The 17,162-nt window shown below is 59.9% G+C and carries 19 protein-coding genes; all 19 read right to left on the reverse strand.

Translation table 11 applies throughout. The features are described 5' to 3' along the window. Positions 1 to 30: 30 nt before the first annotated feature. Entirely contained in the window at positions 31 to 432 is a 402-nt protein-coding gene (acpS, locus tag AC07OO_RS10265) for a holo-ACP synthase (protein WP_495082007.1), read from the reverse strand. Beyond that, positions 429 to 1,175 (reverse strand): pyridoxine 5'-phosphate synthase, encoded by a 747-nt coding sequence (locus AC07OO_RS10270; RefSeq protein WP_495082008.1) that lies wholly within the window; start codon positions 1,173 to 1,175, stop codon positions 429 to 431. Before AC07OO_RS10270 ends, acpS begins: the two co-directional genes overlap by 4 nt. Then, complete coding sequence (gene recO / locus AC07OO_RS10275; RefSeq protein WP_495082009.1) at positions 1,172 to 1,924, reverse strand: DNA repair protein RecO; 753 nt, start codon at positions 1,922 to 1,924, stop codon at positions 1,172 to 1,174. Before recO ends, AC07OO_RS10270 begins: the two co-directional genes overlap by 4 nt. After that, positions 1,911 to 2,972 (reverse strand): GTPase Era, encoded by a 1,062-nt coding sequence (gene era, locus AC07OO_RS10280; RefSeq protein ID WP_495082010.1) that lies wholly within the window; start codon positions 2,970 to 2,972, stop codon positions 1,911 to 1,913. The genes recO and era overlap by 14 nt, the downstream gene beginning before the upstream one ends. Then, positions 2,969 to 3,658, reverse strand: a complete 690-nt coding sequence (gene rnc / locus AC07OO_RS10285) for a ribonuclease III (RefSeq protein ID WP_495082011.1) — start codon at positions 3,656 to 3,658, stop codon at positions 2,969 to 2,971. Before rnc ends, era begins: the two co-directional genes overlap by 4 nt. Before the next feature lie 2 nt (positions 3,659 to 3,660). Beyond that, positions 3,661 to 4,020 (reverse strand): DUF4845 domain-containing protein, encoded by a 360-nt coding sequence (locus AC07OO_RS10290; RefSeq protein WP_495082012.1) that lies wholly within the window; start codon positions 4,018 to 4,020, stop codon positions 3,661 to 3,663. A 17-nt stretch (positions 4,021 to 4,037) separates the two neighbouring features. Continuing rightward, complete coding sequence (gene lepB, locus AC07OO_RS10295; RefSeq protein WP_495082013.1) at positions 4,038 to 5,003, reverse strand: signal peptidase I; 966 nt, start codon at positions 5,001 to 5,003, stop codon at positions 4,038 to 4,040. Beyond that, complete coding sequence (lepA, locus tag AC07OO_RS10300; RefSeq protein ID WP_495082014.1) at positions 5,003 to 6,814, reverse strand: translation elongation factor 4; 1,812 nt, start codon at positions 6,812 to 6,814, stop codon at positions 5,003 to 5,005. Before lepA ends, lepB begins: the two co-directional genes overlap by 1 nt. 486 nt (positions 6,815 to 7,300) lie before the next feature. Next, positions 7,301 to 8,773, reverse strand: a complete 1,473-nt coding sequence (locus AC07OO_RS10305; RefSeq protein ID WP_495082015.1) for a DegQ family serine endoprotease — start codon at positions 8,771 to 8,773, stop codon at positions 7,301 to 7,303. A gap of 72 nt (positions 8,774 to 8,845) precedes the next feature. Then, complete coding sequence (locus tag AC07OO_RS10310) at positions 8,846 to 9,859, reverse strand: MucB/RseB C-terminal domain-containing protein (protein WP_495082016.1); 1,014 nt, start codon at positions 9,857 to 9,859, stop codon at positions 8,846 to 8,848. Next, complete coding sequence (locus tag AC07OO_RS10315; protein ID WP_495082017.1) at positions 9,856 to 10,455, reverse strand: sigma-E factor negative regulatory protein; 600 nt, start codon at positions 10,453 to 10,455, stop codon at positions 9,856 to 9,858. The genes AC07OO_RS10310 and AC07OO_RS10315 overlap by 4 nt, the downstream gene beginning before the upstream one ends. A gap of 19 nt (positions 10,456 to 10,474) precedes the next feature. Further along, positions 10,475 to 11,098 carry an RNA polymerase sigma factor RpoE gene (gene rpoE / locus AC07OO_RS10320; RefSeq protein WP_495082018.1) on the reverse strand — a complete coding sequence of 208 codons (624 nt, stop codon included), beginning with the start codon at positions 11,096 to 11,098 and terminating at the stop codon, positions 10,475 to 10,477. After that, complete coding sequence (locus tag AC07OO_RS10325; protein WP_495082019.1) at positions 11,095 to 11,577, reverse strand: hypothetical protein; 483 nt, start codon at positions 11,575 to 11,577, stop codon at positions 11,095 to 11,097. The genes rpoE and AC07OO_RS10325 overlap by 4 nt, the downstream gene beginning before the upstream one ends. Positions 11,578 to 11,603: 26 nt before the next feature. Beyond that, positions 11,604 to 12,848, reverse strand: coding sequence for a beta-ketoacyl-ACP synthase II (fabF, locus tag AC07OO_RS10330; RefSeq protein WP_495082020.1), 1,245 nt, complete (start codon positions 12,846 to 12,848; stop codon positions 11,604 to 11,606). 132 nt (positions 12,849 to 12,980) lie between these two features. Continuing rightward, the gene (acpP, locus tag AC07OO_RS10335) at positions 12,981 to 13,220 is read right to left on the reverse strand and encodes an acyl carrier protein (protein WP_326530058.1); all 240 of its coding nucleotides are present in this window, start codon (positions 13,218 to 13,220) and stop codon (positions 12,981 to 12,983) included. Between the two features lie 112 nt (positions 13,221 to 13,332). Beyond that, positions 13,333 to 14,079 carry a 3-oxoacyl-ACP reductase FabG gene (fabG, locus tag AC07OO_RS10340; RefSeq protein ID WP_495082021.1) on the reverse strand — a complete coding sequence of 249 codons (747 nt, stop codon included), beginning with the start codon at positions 14,077 to 14,079 and terminating at the stop codon, positions 13,333 to 13,335. Continuing rightward, positions 14,076 to 15,038: an ACP S-malonyltransferase gene (fabD, locus tag AC07OO_RS10345; protein WP_495082022.1), complete on the reverse strand. Its 963-nt coding sequence runs from the start codon at positions 15,036 to 15,038 to the stop codon at positions 14,076 to 14,078. Before fabD ends, fabG begins: the two co-directional genes overlap by 4 nt. A 53-nt stretch (positions 15,039 to 15,091) precedes the next feature. Next, positions 15,092 to 16,069, reverse strand: a complete 978-nt coding sequence (locus AC07OO_RS10350) for a beta-ketoacyl-ACP synthase III (RefSeq protein ID WP_495082023.1) — start codon at positions 16,067 to 16,069, stop codon at positions 15,092 to 15,094. A 28-nt stretch (positions 16,070 to 16,097) separates the two neighbouring features. Beyond that, on the reverse strand, positions 16,098 to 17,123 hold the full coding sequence (gene plsX, locus AC07OO_RS10355; protein ID WP_495082024.1) for a phosphate acyltransferase PlsX: 1,026 nt from the start codon (positions 17,121 to 17,123) through the stop codon (positions 16,098 to 16,100). Positions 17,124 to 17,162: the final 39 nt, after the last annotated feature.

Here is a 17,162-nt window from a genome sequence, read left to right on the forward strand (position 1 = left end):
AGAAGCGACGGGGGCTAGCGGCCAGTTGATTCAAAGCGTGTCGGCGTGCTCGACCACGCAGAAGCTGGCCGCATAGTCGGTCTCGTCCGTCACGCTGATGTGGGCACTCAGGTGTTTGGCTTCGAACCACTCCTTCAGCACGCCATGCAGCACGATGGTCGGCGCGCCGCTGGGCAGCTTGGCCACTTCGCACAGCCGCCAGGTCATGGGCATGCGCATCCCCAGCCCCACCGCCTTGCTGAAAGCCTCCTTGGCCGAGAAGCGCGTGGCCAGGTAGCGGATGCCGCGTTCCGGCCAGCGGGCGGTGCGGGCCTTCCAAGTCTTGAATTCGCCTTCGCTGAGGATCTTCAATGCGAAACGGTCGCCGTGCTTGTCCAAGCTGGCTTTGATGCGGCGGACATCACAAATATCCGTGCCTATGCCGAAAATCACTTTAAACAGTCCAGGTAAGCCTTGACGGTAGCGGTGTAGCCCAGCTCCAGCGCATCGGCGATCAGCGCGTGGCCAATGGACACCTCGTCCAGACCGGGCACGGTGCGGGCGAAGGCGGCCAGGTTGTCACGGTTCAGGTCGTGGCCGGCATTCACGCCCAGGCCCGCATCCAGCGCCGCCTGGGCGGCCTGGGCGAAGCGCTGCAGTTGGGCGTCTTGATCGGGCGTGCCCCAGGCCGCGGCATAGGGCTCGGTGTAGAGCTCGATACGGTCGGCGCCCACGGCCTTGGCTGCGGGCATCGCGCTGGCATCGGCATCCATGAACAGGCTGACGCGCAGGCCCAGTGCGTGGGCCTGGTCAATCAGGGGCTTCAGGCGGGCGGCATCCTGCGGGAAGCTCCAGCCATGGTCGCTGGTGAACTGGCCTTCGGAATCGGGCACAAAGGTGACCTGGTGCACCGGCAGCTTGCGCGCCACGAGTTCGGCCACACAGTCCATCAGGTTGTGGAAGGGGTTGCCCTCGACGTTGTATTCGCGGTCGGGCCAGTCCTGCATCAACGTGGCTAGTTCCACGACATCGTCGGGGCGGATGTGGCGCGCGTCCGGCCGCGGGTGCACGGTGATGCCGGCCGCGCCGGCCTGCAGGCACAGCATGGCCGCCTTGGTGACGCTGGGAATGCCCAGGTGGCGCGTGTTGCGCAGGTGGGCGACCTTGTTGACGTTGACGGAGAGGTTGATGGTCATAGCGATTGAATGTCCACCATCATCTGGCGGGTGCGCAGGGTTTTGACACCGCAATGGTAGTGCAGCAGGGCCCGCAACTGGGGTTTGAGTTCCGTGGTGACTTCGGCGCAGGCACGCAAGGTGGTTGTGAACGGGGCGTTGTCCGCCAGCGCGGCCTGCAAGGCGGTCCACTGTGCTCCGCTCAAGCTGGCGCGGTCATCATCATGCGCCTGGCGCAGGCCGCCTTCGGGAACCAGGCAGTAGCGGGCTTCGGCATCCAGCGCACCCAGCGTCATGGTCTGGGCATTCAGCTCAGGCAACAGGCCGATTTCGCGCAACAACCACAATTCGTAGGTGCGTAATGCGGCCTGCAAGGCCTCGCCATGCTCGCTGGCCAGCACGCGCACGACATTGGCGTAGACATCGAACAGCCGGGGGTGCGGGTCGTCACGCGCCAGCAGGGTCAGCAGCAGTTCGTTAAGGTAGTAGCCCGACAGCAGCGCGTCGCCGGTGGGCATGACGTGGCCACCCTGCCATTCGGCGCTCTTGAGTGTGCGGATTTCGGCATCGCCACCATAGGCCACATGCAACATCTGCAAGGGCAGCAGCACGGGGCGAAAACTGGAACTGGGCCGTTTGGCCCCCTTGGCCACCAACGCGATGCGGCCGTAGTGGCGGGTAAAGACTTCCAGAATCAGGCTGGACTCGCTCCAGTCGTAGCGGTGCAGCACATAGGCGGGCTCGTCGGAAATCCGTTTATTCGTAGCCAAAGCTGCGCACCCGCGCTTCGTCGTCGGCCCAGCCAGAGCGGACTTTCACCCACAGTTCGATGAAGACCTTGGCATCGGCCAGCTTTTCCAATTCCACGCGGGTTTCCATGCCGATGCGCTTGATGCGCTCGCCCTTGTCGCCAATGACCATGGCCTTGTGCGTGTCGCGCTCCACGACAATGGTGGCGGCAATGCGCAGCAGGCGCTTCTGGCCCTTCTTCTGCGGCGGCTCTTCGTCGAACTTGTCGATGACCACCGTGGAGGTGTAGGGCAGTTCGTCACCAGTCAAGCGGAACAGCTTCTCGCGCACCAGCTCGCTGGCCAGGAATTTCTCGCTGCGGTCGGTCAGCTCGTCGGGGTCGTACCACCAGGCTTGCTCGGGCAGGAATTTCTCGCACAGCTTGAGCAGGCGTTCCACGTCCTTGGCGTTCTTGGCTGAGAGGGGAATCAGCTCGGCAAACTTACCGCGTGCCTGCATGGTCTGCAGCCATGGCGCCAGGCTGGCGCGCTCTTTGACGTTGTCCAGCTTGTTGGCGACCAGCACCACCGGGATGCCCTCGCCCAACAGCTTCACCACCTTTTCGTCGGCGGGCGTGAAGCTGCCCGCTTCCACTACAAACAACACCAGATCCACATCCGCCACGGCGCCCTGCACCGCCTTGTTCAACGACTTGTTGAGTGCGTTGCCATGGATGGTCTGGAAGCCGGGGGTGTCGACAAACACAAACTGGGTGGCGCCCTCGGTGCGCATGCCGGTGATGCGGTGGCGCGTGGTCTGCGCCTTGCGCGAGGTGATGCTGATCTTCTGGCCGACCAGCGCATTCAGCAGCGTGGACTTGCCGACATTGGGCTTGCCAACGATGGCCACCAGGCCACAGCGCTGGTCACCGGCTTCAGCCTGCGTGCCGGGCTGTGCCAGCTTGGGCGTGCCCTTGAGCAGGCCTTCGAGCATGCTGTCAAGATCGGGTTGCACGTCCGATGCATCGCTAGCCCTCGTCGGATCTGATTGATGCGCTATGTTTTTTGTAGTATTCTTCTTGGACGTCATGGTTTGACCTTTGCCTTGATGGTGAGCAGCATCGCGGCAGCTGCGGCCTGTTCGCCCGATCGGCGAGAGCCGCCGATGCCCCGCTCGGTCAGTCGCAATTCGGGTATCTCACATTCCACATCAAAGCTTTGCTTGTGGGCCGCACCGATGGTTCCGACAACCTTGTACTGCGGCAACTTCATTTTGCGGCCCTGCAGCCACTCTTGCAACTCGGTCTTGGGGTCCTTGCCAATGGCCTCCATGCGCGGGTTGATCTCCACCCCCTTGAAGAGCCGCTGCACCAAGGCCTGCGCGGCCGCGAAGCCTGCGTCCAGGTACACGGCGCCAATGACGGCCTCCAGCGTATCGGCCAGGATGGAGGGACGTTTTTGGCCGCCGGAACGCATTTCGCCCTCGCCCAGCCGCATGACATCGGGCAGGCCCAGGTCAACGGCCAGTTGGTGCAGGGTATCCTGCTTGACGAGGTTGGCCCGCACGCGGGACAGGTCACCCTCGGGCAACGCGCCCAAGCGGGTGTAGAGAAGATCGGATACCGCCAAATTGAGCACCGAGTCGCCCAGGAACTCCAGGCGCTCGTAGTGGTCGGCCGAGAAGCTGCGGTGGGTCAGTGCCTGGGTCAGCAGCGCAGCGTTGGAAAATTCATGTTGCAGACGGCGCTGCAACTCCTGCAAACCAGAAGATGCCACGCTTATTTGGAGCGACCGGCGTACTTGAGCGTCAGCCAGGCGGGGCCGGTCAAGTGGATTTCGCGTTCGTACTTGAAGCTGACCACGACCCTGTCACCCTCTTTGGTGATTTCCAGGTCCCGGCCGGTGATGGCCTTGAAGTCGTCAATGGCCTGGGCGCGGTCAAAATTGGCCCGGATCTCAACCACCGATCCGCCCTCAACCGCCACCTTGTTGACGGCCTTGTTGATCGCCTGGTATTCCACCAGCGTAGGAAACACCTGCGCTGCGATGACGCCCGACACCGCCAGCACACCACCGACGAAGACCAGACCAAAGAAGGTAATGCCACGCTGCTTGGACCGGGTTTGCACCTGCTTCATGTGTACGTTCCTTTCAATCAATCAAACGAGCCGATACGCTTGGGGTTGCTGAAGTTCATCCAGACAAAGAAGGCCTTGCCGACAATATTCTTTTCCGGCACGAAGCCCCAATACCGGGAATCCAGCGAATTATCGCGATTGTCACCCATCATGAAATAGTGGCCTTCGGGCACCTTGCAGCGCACACCTTCGACCGAATACAGGCAAGCCTCGCGGCCCGCGAAATTGTCGGCGCCCGGTACGAAGGCGGGGCGTGTGTCGTCGTTGAGCAACCTGTGTTTCTTGTCGCCCAGGGTTTCTTCATATTGTTTGAAGTACTGGGTCAGGCTTTCGTCCAGGAACTCCGGCAACGCCGATGTCGGCATGGCCTGGCCATTGATGGTCAGCCGCTTGTTGATGTATTCCACCTGGTCGCCCGGCACGCCCACCACACGCTTGATGTAGTCCTGGCTGGGTCGGGGGGGGTATCGGAACACCATGACATCCCCCCGCTTGGGCGGAGTGCCTTCCGTGATCTTGGTATTGAGCACCGGCAAGCGCAAGCCGTAGGTGAATTTGTTGACCAGGATCAGATCGCCGACCAGCAACGTGGGGATCATGGAGCCCGATGGAATCTTGAACGGCTCCACGACAAACGAGCGCAGGAAGAAAACGGCGATGATGACGGGGAACAGGCCAGCGGTCCAATCCAGCCACCAGGGCTGCATCAGCAGGGTGTTCTTGGCTTCCGCAATATTGCCGTCCACGTGGCTGATGCCCATCTTGCCGAGGTCTTCGCGGCGCTTGGCGTCTGCGGCTTCCAGCGCGGCGGCGGCTTGCAGCCGCTGTGGCAGGAAATGAAAGCGTTCCGCCAACCAGTAGGCACCGGTCACCACCGTTGCCACAAACAGCAGCAGGGCGAAGTTGCCCTCGATCGCACCAAAATACCAGGAGGCCGCATAGGCCACAAACGCCGCCAAAACGGCCGAAGTCAGCGCCTGCATCAGTCTTCCACCTGCAAAATAGCCAGGAAAGCTTCCTGAGGAACTTCAACGGAACCGATTTGTTTCATGCGTTTCTTACCTGCTTTTTGTTTTTCGAGGAGCTTGCGTTTGCGCGAAATGTCGCCGCCATAGCATTTGGCCAGCACGTTTTTCCGCAGGGCCTTGATTGTCTCACGCGCAATGATGTTGGCCCCAATGGCGGCCTGGATGGCGACGTCGTACATCTGGCGGCTGATGATCTCGCGCATCTTGGCAACTACAGCCCGACCGCGGTAGGCCGACTGGCTGCGGTGCAACATGATGGATAGCGCATCGACCTTTTCCGAGTTCAGCAGGATATCCACCTTGACGACGTCAGCTGCGCGGTACTCCTTGAAGTCGTAGTCCATGGAGGCGTAACCGCGGCTCACACTTTTGAGCTTGTCAAAGAAGTCGAGCACGATTTCGGCCAGCGGCATTTCGTAGGTCAGCACCACCTGACGGCCCTTGTAGGCCATGTTCATTTGCACGCCGCGCTTCTGGTTGGCCAGTGTCATGACCACGCCCACATATTCCTGGGGCATGTACAGGTGCATGGTGACGATAGGCTCGCGGATCTCAGCCATCTTCCCCACCTCAGGCATCTTGGAGGGGTTCTCCACCATGATGACTTCCCCGTCGTTCTTCATGACCTCGTAGACCACGCTGGGCGCGGTCGTGATCAAGTCCTGGTCAAACTCGCGCTCCAGGCGCTCCTGCACAATTTCCATGTGCAACAGCCCCAGGAAGCCGCAGCGGAATCCAAACCCCAGCGCCTGCGAAACTTCGGGTTCGTAATGCAGCGAAGCGTCGTTGAGCTTGAGCTTCTCCAGCGCGTCGCGCAGCGAGTCGTATTCGCTGGCTTCGGTCGGATACAGGCCGGCAAACACCTGGGGCTGGATTTCCTTGAAACCTGGCAACGGCTCAGTGGCCGTTAGCGCCGCGCCACCCGTTCCAGGCTTGATCAGCGTCACGGTGTCCCCGACCTTGGCGGCCTGCAACTCCTTAATGCCGGCGATGATGTAACCCACCTCGCCCGCTTCCAGCGACTGGCGCGGCTGGTTGGCCGGCGTGAACACGCCTAGGTTGTCGGCGTTGTAAGTGGCACCGGACGCCATCATCTTGATGCGCTCGCCCTTGGCCAAGCGGCCATCCACTACGCGGACCAGCATCACGACGCCGACAAAGCTGTCGTACCAGCTGTCGATGATCATCGCGCGCAATGGGCCGTCGGGATTGCCCTTGGGCGCAGGAACCCTGGCCACAATCATTTCAAGAATGTCGTCGATACCGAGGCCGGTTTTGGCGGAGCAAACAATTGCGTCCGTCGCATCGATGCCGATCACATCTTCGATTTCACTGCGCGCGTTGTCGGGATCCGCATTGGGCAGGTCGATCTTGTTGAGCACCGGCAGCACTTCCACGTGCAGGTCCAGCGCGGTATAGCAATTGGCCACCGTCTGTGCTTCGACGCCTTGTGACGCATCCACCACCAACAGTGCGCCTTCGCATGCGGACAGCGAACGGCTCACTTCGTATGAGAAGTCCACATGCCCCGGTGTGTCGATCAGGTTGAGGTTGTAGATCTGTCCATCGAGCGCTTTGTACTGCAGCGCAGCTGTCTGCGCCTTGATGGTTATCCCACGCTCTTTTTCGATATCCATCGAGTCCAGAACTTGCGCTTCCATCTCGCGTGCTTCGAGTCCTCCGCAACGCTGGATCAAACGATCCGCGAGTGTGGATTTACCGTGATCAATGTGCGCAATGATCGAAAAATTTCTGATGTGATTCATCAACGAGAACGCTTAAGTGGTTGAATTAATTTAATTCAGACAAGAAAAAAGGGCGCGTCGGATAGTGACGCGCCCTGAACCAACAATCATTGGCAACTGCGATAGTTGGAGCTTCATTGTAGGCAAAAAGCCCCGAAAGCAAAGCCCCAGAAACACCAGTTTGGCGTCGTTGCGACTCAACAACAGTTATCTTATTCACAGCTTGTCAACAATTTAAATGGAGATCTTCTGCACAACTTGTGGGTGATCTGTGGATCAGCTGTGGGGGACTTGCCGGCATCCCATATGATGGATTTTTCTCAATCCATATACTCAGAAAGCCCTTTGCAGGGCCTATATTCTAACCAATTTTCGGACGCAGCCGAAAAGTTAGTGGCCGCAAACGTATCGAGCAGGCATTTGCCCGATTAAAAAAATCTATGGAAAGGCCGCCAAAACAGTCCAAAGACCCAGCATGGTCAGGGGTTGTTTGGCGGCCGGAGTGGATTACTTGGCAGGTTTGATCAGAACGTACGATGCCAAGTCATCGCGCCGGATTAATACGCGCAGCGCCTTGCTCTTGTCGTGCTTGGTCAGCGCGGCCTCGAATTCCTTGACTGAGGCGACCTCGGTGTCGCCCAACGCAACAATGACGTCACCTTCGCGCAGGCCAGCACGTGCTGCAGCATCGGCAGCACTGTCGACCTTGACACCACCCTTGATCTTCAGTTCTTTCTTTTGCGCGTCGCTCAACTCGCTGACGGCCAGCCCAACAGCCTGGCCCGCGGTTGACGCCTTGGGTTTCTCGTCGCGCGAAGAGGCCTTGGCCATGGGCTTGTCGGCTTCAGCTTCCGCCACAGTGATGCTCAAGTCTTTGGACGCACCACGGCGCAATACCGTGATGGTGCTCTTGGTACCGGGCTTGGTGCTACCCACCATGCGCGGCAGATCGGTGGATCGTTCGATGGCTTTGCCATCGAAACGGGTGATGACGTCACCTGCCTCGATACCTGCCTTCTCCGCGGGCGATCCGGCCACTACGCTGCGCACCATGGCGCCCGTCGACTTGCCCAGCCCCAAGGACTCGGCAATGTCCTTGCTGACCTGTTCAATTTGCACGCCAATGCGACCGCGGGACACGCGACCGGAGCTGCGCAATTGGTCGCTGACGCGCACCGCTTCGTCCATGGGGATGGCAAATGAAATTCCCATATAACCGCCGGAGCGCGAATAGATCTGGCTGTTGATGCCCACCACTTCGCCACGCATATTGATCAGCGGGCCACCCGAGTTACCGGGGTTGATCGCCACGTCCGTTTGAATGAGTTGCAAGTCGCCACCCGTATCGCGCTGCTTGGCGCTCACAATGCCGGCCGTGACAGTGTTTTCCAGGCCGAAAGGTGATCCGATGGCCATGACCCACTCACCCACGCGCAGGCGGCCGACATCACCCACCTTGACTGCCGGTAAACCGGTGGCCTCAATCTTCACAACGGCCACATCGCTGCGCTTGTCGGCGCCGATGATCTTGGCCTTGAATTCACGCTTGTCCGTCAGCGTCACCAGGACTTCATCGGCACCGTCCACCACGTGGGCATTGGTCATGATGTAGCCATCGGTGGTCAGAATGAAGCCTGAGCCCACACCGCGAGGCTGCTCCTCTTCCTGCTGAGGCCTATTCTGACGCGGTGCCTGCCGTGGGTTGGGCATATTGGGCGTTGGAATGCCAAAGCGCCGGAAAAACTCCAGCATGTCATCATCCCCCGAACCACCCTGCGGGGACCGAAGAACGACCTTCTCCATCGTGCGGATGTTCACCACGGACGGCCCGACTTGGTCCACCAGGTCGGTAAAGTCAGGCAGTGCACGGGCCTGGGCCATGGCCGGTTGCAAGGGAGCGGTTGCTACAAATGCGCCAGCTGACATCGTCAAAACCAGCAAGAAAGTGCGCAAAGTCTTGTGCATGAAAATCTTCATCATCGGGAATCTTCCATTCAAAAAAACGGTACTGTCATAGAGTGGGACGCGCAGGCAGCGTTCCCCAATATGGCATCATTTTTTTCGTTCAAGCGCCTGCGTGAATGCGTGCAAGGTGTTCAGCGGAACCTCTCCAACGGCGGTAGCCCACCAGTTGTCGATACGGCGCGTCAAGGTGTGGGTAGCGCCCCCCATGTCCGTGGCACCTTCACGTGCATGGCGGCGTGGATCGAATGCCTCGACAAACAATGACACCGTCGCAACCCCGTCCGAGAAGACCCATTGCATGGTGTTCTGCGCACTGCTGCCCTCGGGTCCGGCCTGAACCACCGCGGGGCGCTGGTAGCAGCCCATGGGTTTGAAGCCCTCGACCGGGCGCAGCAGCGTCCATCCCTGCGCCTCCGCCGTCGTCTTTTGCAGGTCAGGGCGTACCACGCGGTAGCCATCGGTATTGCCGGAGCGAGACAGTTTGGCGACATTCACAACCGCCCCCAATTGCAGCTCGGAAAATGCGGACTGTTCCAGCACCCGCCCGTTGACATCCAGTGTTTGCAACTGGATGATGAGGCCGGTTTTTTTCTCACTCCACACCCGGTAGCCATAGCGCAATTGGTCCTTGGGCGCCAATTGGGAGACTTCTGCATCAAAGCCTGCGATGCGCTCATTTCCCAAGGTTTTCAGCTGGTAGAAGTCACCAATGGCTGTGTCGTTGGACTTCAATAGATTGGGGAACATCCCCAGCGACTCGCGCACCTCGGCAATGGCAATCCGGGATTGTGGAAAAAAGGTCACCACCTGGTCGTTGTGGCGGAAGATGGCTCTGGGGGTGCCACTCAATGTCTCTACCCGTTCGAGTTGCTGTGTGCCATCGCACACATGCCAAATGCGGGCGCTGGCCATGCCGCCACTGGAAGACACCACAAAGGTGCCGGTATAAACGCTTTGCCGCGCCGCCTGGTGGATGCGCATCAGCCAGGCATTCAGCGGACTGTCCCCCGCAGCTGCCTGTGCCAGAGCCACACCAGGCGCCAGCAGCAAAGCCAGCACCAGCGCGCCCGTACGGACCAGCAAGCCCCGTCGATTTGTCACCGGGCTGGTCCCTCATAGGTTGCATTGCGCAGGAAGCCTGCCGGCACTTGCAAGGCAGAGTGGCCGCCCAACTGGCGGTGAGCCGCCATCAACTCGTCCAGGCGCGCGTCGCGCAGCATCGCGCCGGCATTGGTGTCAGCCACCGTCAGCGGAGCGGACGCGCGGGGTGTGATGGGCGTCTGAGCCGCCATCTGTTGGGCGCCGCCCGCAGGTGCTGTTTGCGTCCATTGGCTTAGGCCCACAACCCCCACTAACGCGACCCCGGCCACACCTGCCAACATCTTCCAGCGGAACACCGACGCATTGGCACTGTCCAGCCTCGTATCGGACGGTGGGTTTTGGACTTGCACCGCCACCGCAACGGGGCGTTGGGGCTCATCCGCCAACCGGCGCTCCAGACGCTGCCAAAACGCTTGGTCGCCCTCCGTAGGCGCCAGTTCCGCGCTGCGCAGCACGTCGCCAATCACATGGTAGGTGTGCCAGGTTTGCATGGCTTGTTCATCCGCCAACAGGGCTTCGAAGTCCTGCGCGGATTCACCATGGGCCACATGGCCATCCATCAAATCACAGACACGTTCGTTGGGTATTGAATTCATTCTCTTCACCTGCAATCCCTCACCACCGTTTACCCGTTTGCTTTTCCAATAGCGGCCGTACCCGTGCAGAAATGGCTTCCCGGGCCCGAAAGATACGGGAGCGCACCGTTCCTACAGGGCAATTCATGGCGGAGGCAATTTCTTCGTAGCTCAAGCCTTCAATCTCTCTGAGCACCACAGCCTGCCTCAGATCCTCGGGCAGATCGTCCATGGCCGCATTGACCACGGCGGCGATTTCCTTGGCAGCCAGAATGGATTCCGGTCCATCGTCGGCTATTGGTTCATTTTTCTTCCAGGAAGTTTCATCATCGTCCCCATTTGCCAAAAAACTCTCGGAAACCGTGGGCTCGTGCTTGAGTTCCAGCAAAAATTTCTTTGCCGTGTTGACAGCGATGCGGTACAGCCAGGTATAAAACTGCGCGTCACCGCGGAACTGGTGCAAGGCCCGATAGGCCCGGATGAAGGTCTCCTGGCAGATGTCTTCGACCAAATCCACGTCGCGCACCATGCGGCCGACCAGACGCTGTATGCGCCGCTGGTATTTCATGACCAGCAACCCATAGGCACGCTGATCCCCAGCCACCGTGCGCTGTACCAGCTCCAGATCGCTGTCCTGGGGGTTTGGGGGCGCTGCGGAACTCATGCCATATCGCTTTCGGGCAAACGGGCTGCTGCGGTGCGTGTCGCTTCGCCAGCCATCGTCTGGCTGGACACCAGCGCACGGCGCAAGGGCTTCCACAGCGGATCGCCAAAGGCCCTGGCCTCCAACCACAGGAAGGTGCGGGCCTTCTGGGAGTCTGCGTGGAGCGACACAACAAGCACCTGCTGAAAGTCCATCAGCAATAACACATGGGCGGTGGCGCCATCCGTAAAACCGGACCAATGCCACTGCTGCCCATCCCAGCGCAAACTCCCTTGGGGAGATTGCCGCCAGCCTTGGAGCGCCCAACTACTGCTTGCCACAACAGCCAAGGCGACTGCCAGCGTGCGGATGTCCCACTCGGCTTGCTCTCGTGCAAAGATGCCCAAGATGGCGATTGCGAATAGGCTGGCAGATGCAATGAGCCGCGCTTGCCAACGGGAGCGTGTGACAGGGAAATTGACCGCGGGGGCCCGGTGCATGTAGGGTGACTAAAGGCCCGCGATGGCTAAACGCGCTTGAACACCAGGGACCCGTTGGTCCCGCCAAAGCCGAAGTTGTTTTTGACGGCCACGTCGATGCGCATATCGCGAGCAGTATTGGCGCAATAGTCCAGATCGCACTCGGGATCTTGGTTGAAGATATTGATGGTCGGCGGGCTCTTCTGATGGTGCACAGCCAGCACCGTGAAGACCGACTCAATGCCGCCAGCACCGCCCAGCAGGTGACCGGTCATGGACTTGGTCGAATTGACGACAATTTTTTTCGCGTGGTCACCCAACGCGGCTTTGATGGCATTGCTTTCATTCAGGTCGCCCAAGGGAGTAGACGTGCCGTGCGCGTTCAGATAGTCCACTTGGTCGGCATTGACGCCGGCGTTGCGCAGGGCGCCCAGCATGGCGCGGCGTGGGCCATCCATATTGGGGGCGGTCATATGGCCCGCGTCGGCGCTCATGCCGAAGCCTGCCAGTTCGGCGTAAATCTTGGCGCCACGCGCCTTGGCGTGCTCGTACTCTTCGAGCACCATGACACCACCGCCCTCGCCCAGTACAAAACCATCGCGGTCTTTGTCCCAAGGGCGAGATGCGGTTGTCGGATCGTCGTTGCGGGTGCTCAACGCCCGCATGGCCGCAAAGCCACCAATGCCCAATGGCGATACGGTGGCCTCCGAGCCACCCGCCACCATGACGTCGGCATCGCCGTATTCGATCATGCGGCCGGCTTCGCCGATGCAATGCAGGCCGGTTGTGCAAGCCGTCACGATGGCGATATTGGGGCCTTTGAACCCGTACTTCATCGACACATGGCCTGCGGTCATGTTGATGATGGTGGCCGGAACAAAGAACGGAGAAATGCGGCGCGCACCCCGGTTGGTGTACTCCGAATGCATGCTCTCGATCAGCGGCAAACCGCCGATGCCGGAACCGATCACGCAACCGATGCGGGTGGCTTCTTCTTCGCTCAAAGCCTCACCCGTGGGCAGGCCAGCATCTGCAACGGCCTGCGCCGCCGCGGCAATGCCGTAGTGGATGAAGGTGTCCATGGTCCGCGCTTCTTTCGCGCTGATGTAGGACTCTAGGTCGAAGTTACGAACTTCGCCGGCAATCTTGCAAGCGAAAGTCGATGCATCAAAACGGGAGATCGCACCAATGCCGGACTTGCCGGCAAGCAGATTGGCCCACGCCTCGCCCACCGTATTTCCAACGGGGCTGATGCAACCCAAACCAGTGACAACAACGCGACGACGGGACATAGCAATCAGTTTTCAGCTTTGGTCAAAAAAAGGCCGATCGAGTCGGCCATGTTTCAGATCGGCAGGACCGCAGCCCCATTGCAACGCCAGTTGTACCGACCCGTGCAGCACCGCGATGCTGCAAAAGCCCTATCAGGCCTTCTTGTGCGTAGTAGCGTAATCGACGGCGTTTTGCACAGTCGTGATCTTTTCAGCATCTTCGTCAGGAATTTCAATTCCGAATTCGTCTTCCAACGCCATCACCAATTCAACGGTGTCCAAAGAATCCGCACCGAGATCGGCCACAAAGGCTTTTTCGTTGGTGACTTGGGACTCTTCCACACCGAGTTGTTCGGCAATAATTTTTTTGACGCGGACTTCGATATCACTCATGGCTTCCCTCTAAGGGTTGTAAAAGAATCCGTAATTTTACCCGGGCTTAGAGTCTCAACTCCAAACGGGTCGCCGAACGGACAAATCGGCTGAACTTCTGCCCTTTTAGGCCTTACATGTACATGCCGCCGTTGACGTGCAATTCCTGGCCTGTCACGTAAGCGGCTTGCGGGGACGCCAAGTATGCAACAGCATGGGCCACATCGGAAGGCTTGCCCAGGTGTCCCAGGGGGATCTGGCTGAGCAAGGCCTTTTGTTGGTCTTCGCCTAGGCTGGCAGTCATGTCGGTCTCGATAAAACCAGGGGCCACGCAATTGACGGTGATGTTGCGTGAGCCCAGCTCACGCGCCAGTGCGCGGGTCATTCCGGCCACTCCGGCCTTGGCTGCAGCGTAATTGGCCTGACCGGGGTTGCCGGATGCGCCAACGACCGAAGTGATGTTGATGATGCGGCCGTAGCGTTGCTTCATCATGGTGCGCATCACGGCGCGGCTCATGCGGAAAACGCCTTTGAGATTGGCTTCGATCACGGCGTCCCACTCTTCATCCTTCATGCGCATGGCCAGGTTGTCGCGGGTGATGCCGGCGTTGTTGACCAGTACCTGCAGGCCACCGTGCTCTTTGACCAGGGCATCGACCAACGCCTCGCCAGCGGCGCCTTGGGTCACGTCAAGCGTGCGCCCTGCACAGCCGGGAAAAGCGGACAAGGCGTCGGCAATCTTCGCGGCGCCCGCATCGGTGGTTGCGGTGCCAATCACCTTGACGCCCTTGCGCGCCAGCTCCAGCGCGATCGCGGCGCCAATGCCACGCGAGGCGCCTGTCACCAAGGCCACTTGGCCTTCAAATTTCACTTCAGTCATGCCACGGCATCCTTCAACGCTTCTTTTGTATCTTGCAATGTAGCGGGATCAAACACCGCCAAACCGGTCAACTCCGCATCAATGCGTTTGACCATGCCGGCCAGCACCTTGCCGGGACCGCATTCCACGAGTGTAGTCAAACCCCGTGACTTGATGGCCTGTACGCACTCCACCCAGCGTACAGGGCCGAATGCTTGGCGGTATAGGGCATCGCGGATGCGGTCTGCGTCCACTTCCAGCGCCACATCGATATTGTTGACCAGTGCGATCTGTGGAGCGGCGATGTCCAAGGTTTCCAGGTGCGCCTTCAACTTTTCGGCAGCAGGCTTCATCAAACTGGAATGGAAAGGGGCCGACACCGGCAGCGGCAGCGCACGCTTGGCACCGTTGGCCTTGAGCACTTCACACGCCTTCTCGACCGCAGCTTTGCTGCCGGCAATGACGGTCTGGGCCGAGTCATTGAAATTCACGGCTTCCACGACTTCGGCAGAACCGGCGCCGAATGACTGGGTCACTTCCAAGCAGCCAGCCTTCACCTTGGCGGCATCCATTCCCAGGATGGCGGCCATGGCCCCCACACCAACCGGAACAGCCTCCTGCATGGCCTGGGCACGCAGGCGCACCAGCGGAGCCGCTTGCCGCAGGGTCAGTGCGCCAGCAGCGACCAACGCCGTGTATTCGCCCAAGGAGTGGCCGGCAACCGCAGATGGCGCCACGCCGACTTCCGCCATCCAGACCCGGTAAGCGGCCACGCCAGCGACCAGCATCACGGGCTGGGTGTTGGTGGTCAACGCCAAGGCCTCTTTGGGGCCTTCGTGGATCAGCTTGGCGACATCTTCACCCAGCGCGTCCGACGCCTCTTGCAAGGTTTGGGCGACGATGGGGTTGTCGCCCCAGGCGTCCAGCATGCCGACCGACTGCGATCCTTGTCCCGGAAATACAAATGCAAAATTCTTCATAACCGTCAATTGTCAAAAATTAGTGCTAGCCCTCGTGCAATCTACACGAGGCGCTACAAATTGAGGAGCACCGCGCCCCAGGTGAACCCGCCACCCACGCCCTCGAGCAGCAGCGTCTGGCCGGGCTTGACCTGACCAGAACGCACGCCGGCGTCCAAGGCTAGCGGGATGGACGCGGCCGATGTGTTGCCGTGCTGGTCCACCGTGACCACAACCTTGTCCATGGACAGCTTCAGCTTGCGGGCCGTGCCTTGCATGATGCGGATATTGGCTTGGTGGGGGATCAGCCAATCGATGTCGGCCTCTGTCAGCTCGGCCTTAGCCAATGTTGCGCGGGCCGCGCTCTCCAGCACACCCACCGCCAGCTTGAACACCGCTTGGCCGTCCATTTTGAGCAGGGGGTCGCCCAGGACGGCTCCGCCGGAGACGTGGCCCGGCACACACAGAATGCCCACATGCTTGCCATCGGCGTGCAAATCGCTGGACAAGATACCAGGCGTCTCAGATGCTTCCAGCACGACAGCGCCGGCGCCATCACCGAACAGCACGCAGGTGGTGCGGTCGTTGAAGTCCAGCAAGCGGGAAAACACTTCGGCACCAACGACCAGTGCGCATTTGGCAGCCCCGGTTTTAACCATGGCGTCGGCCACTGTCAGCGCATAAACAAAACCACTGCACACGGCCTGCACGTCAAAAGCTGGGCAGCCGTTGGCACCCAACTTGTTTTGCAAGATACAAGCGGTCGAGGGGAACACCATATCAGGGGTGGACGTGGCGACGATGATCAGATCCACGTCTTGGGCGCTGCGGCCCGCAGCCTCCAGCGCGCTCCTGGCGGCCTCTAAACCCAAATCGCTGCTGAACACGCCGTCTGCAACAAAGTGCCGGGCGCGAATGCCTGTGCGTTCCACAATCCATTCGTCCGAGGTCTCTACGCCTTTGGCAGCCAATTCGGTCACCAAATCAGCATTGGTCAGCCTGCGCGGCGGCAAATAGCTGCCCGTGCCTGTAATTCGCGAATATCGTTTCATGGTGGGGTTGGTGACACCCAGTCAGGTTTTAGGTTGCGCTGTCAGCCGTCGCCAAGAGCGGCGCTGCGTGCGCGATGCGGGCCTGAACTCGGTCAAGCAAGTTGTTTCGGGCTGCATCATACGCCCGGTTCAGTGCGAATCCAAAACCTAGCGCATCGGCTGATCCATGGCTCTTGAATACCAAGCCGCGCAGGCCCAACAAGGCTGCGCCGCTGTAGCGACGATGATCCATGCGCGATTTAAACGCATTTAGAACCGAGTAAGCAGCAATTGCAGCAATTTTTGTGAAAGCATTGCGTGAAAACTCGGCCTTCAAAAAGTTGCCCATCATCGACGCCAAACCTTCGCTGGCCTTCAATGCCACGTTGCCGACAAAGCCATCGCAGACGACCAGATCGACTGTGCCTTTGAAAATGTCGTTGCCTTCGACGTTTCCAAAAAAGTTCAGATCGCCAGCTTTAGCAGCAGCTCGCAGCAGTTCGCCGGCTTTTTTGATCGTTTCGTTACCTTTGATGATTTCTTCACCAATATTGAGCAAGCCCACGCTGGGCGAGGGTTGATCGTTCAACACGGAGACCAAGGCAGAGCCCATGACGGCGAATTGCAGCAGGTGCTCGGCCTCGCAATCCACATTGGCGCCCAAATCCAGCACCGTGGTGGCGCCGCCCTTGGCATTGGGTAACTGAGCGGCCAGCGCGGGACGCTCAATACCGTCAACCGTCTTCAGGATATAGCGGGAGATGGCCATCAATGCGGCCGTATTGCCGGCCGATACGGCGGCTTGGGCCTTGCCTTCCTTCACTTGCAGCACGGCGACCCGCATCGACGAATCTTTTTTGCGACGGAGTGCAATTTCCAACGGGTCGTCCATGGTGACGACCTCACTGGCGGGCACGACCGTGGCGCGGGGGTGTGAAAAACCCGCCAGCTTGTCGGCCAAACCCACCAGTACCAGGGCCGCATCAGGATGCTGCTCCAGAAATTGCGTGCAGGCAGGCAGCGTGACCTGGGGGCCATGGTCGCCTCCCATACAGTCAACAGCGATTGTGATCATGGGATAGGCGCCCCAGAAGAGAAGAGATCAGACATTGGC

The sequence above is a fragment of the Rhodoferax sp. GW821-FHT07G04 genome (genome assembly GCF_059418585.1).

Excerpts from the sequence above, each read along its gene's own strand:
- era (WP_495082010.1), bottom strand. The coding sequence starts at position 2,972 with ATGACGTCCAAGAAGAATACTACAAAAAACATAGCGCATCAATCAGAT.
- plsX (WP_495082024.1), bottom strand. The coding sequence starts at position 17,123 with ATGATCACAATCGCTGTTGACTGTATGGGAGGCGACCATGGCCCCCAG.
- acpP (WP_326530058.1), bottom strand. The coding sequence starts at position 13,220 with ATGAGTGATATCGAAGTCCGCGTCAAAAAAATTATTGCCGAACAACTC.
- rpoE (WP_495082018.1), bottom strand. The coding sequence starts at position 11,098 with ATGAGTTCCGCAGCGCCCCCAAACCCCCAGGACAGCGATCTGGAGCTG.
- AC07OO_RS10305 (WP_495082015.1), bottom strand. The coding sequence starts at position 8,773 with ATGATGAAGATTTTCATGCACAAGACTTTGCGCACTTTCTTGCTGGTT.
- fabG (WP_495082021.1), bottom strand. The coding sequence starts at position 14,079 with ATGACTGAAGTGAAATTTGAAGGCCAAGTGGCCTTGGTGACAGGCGCC.
- AC07OO_RS10315 (WP_495082017.1), bottom strand. The coding sequence starts at position 10,455 with ATGAATTCAATACCCAACGAACGTGTCTGTGATTTGATGGATGGCCAT.
- fabD (WP_495082022.1), bottom strand. The coding sequence starts at position 15,038 with ATGAAGAATTTTGCATTTGTATTTCCGGGACAAGGATCGCAGTCGGTC.
- AC07OO_RS10350 (WP_495082023.1), bottom strand. The coding sequence starts at position 16,069 with ATGAAACGATATTCGCGAATTACAGGCACGGGCAGCTATTTGCCGCCG.
- AC07OO_RS10290 (WP_495082012.1), bottom strand. The coding sequence starts at position 4,020 with ATGAAGCAGGTGCAAACCCGGTCCAAGCAGCGTGGCATTACCTTCTTT.
- lepA (WP_495082014.1), bottom strand. The coding sequence starts at position 6,814 with ATGAATCACATCAGAAATTTTTCGATCATTGCGCACATTGATCACGGT.
- fabF (WP_495082020.1), bottom strand. The coding sequence starts at position 12,848 with ATGTCCCGTCGTCGCGTTGTTGTCACTGGTTTGGGTTGCATCAGCCCC.
- lepB (WP_495082013.1), bottom strand. The coding sequence starts at position 5,003 with ATGCAGGCGCTGACTTCGGCCGTTTTGGCGGCGTTTGTGGCCTATGCG.
- AC07OO_RS10270 (WP_495082008.1), bottom strand. The coding sequence starts at position 1,175 with ATGACCATCAACCTCTCCGTCAACGTCAACAAGGTCGCCCACCTGCGC.
- AC07OO_RS10325 (WP_495082019.1), bottom strand. The coding sequence starts at position 11,577 with ATGCACCGGGCCCCCGCGGTCAATTTCCCTGTCACACGCTCCCGTTGG.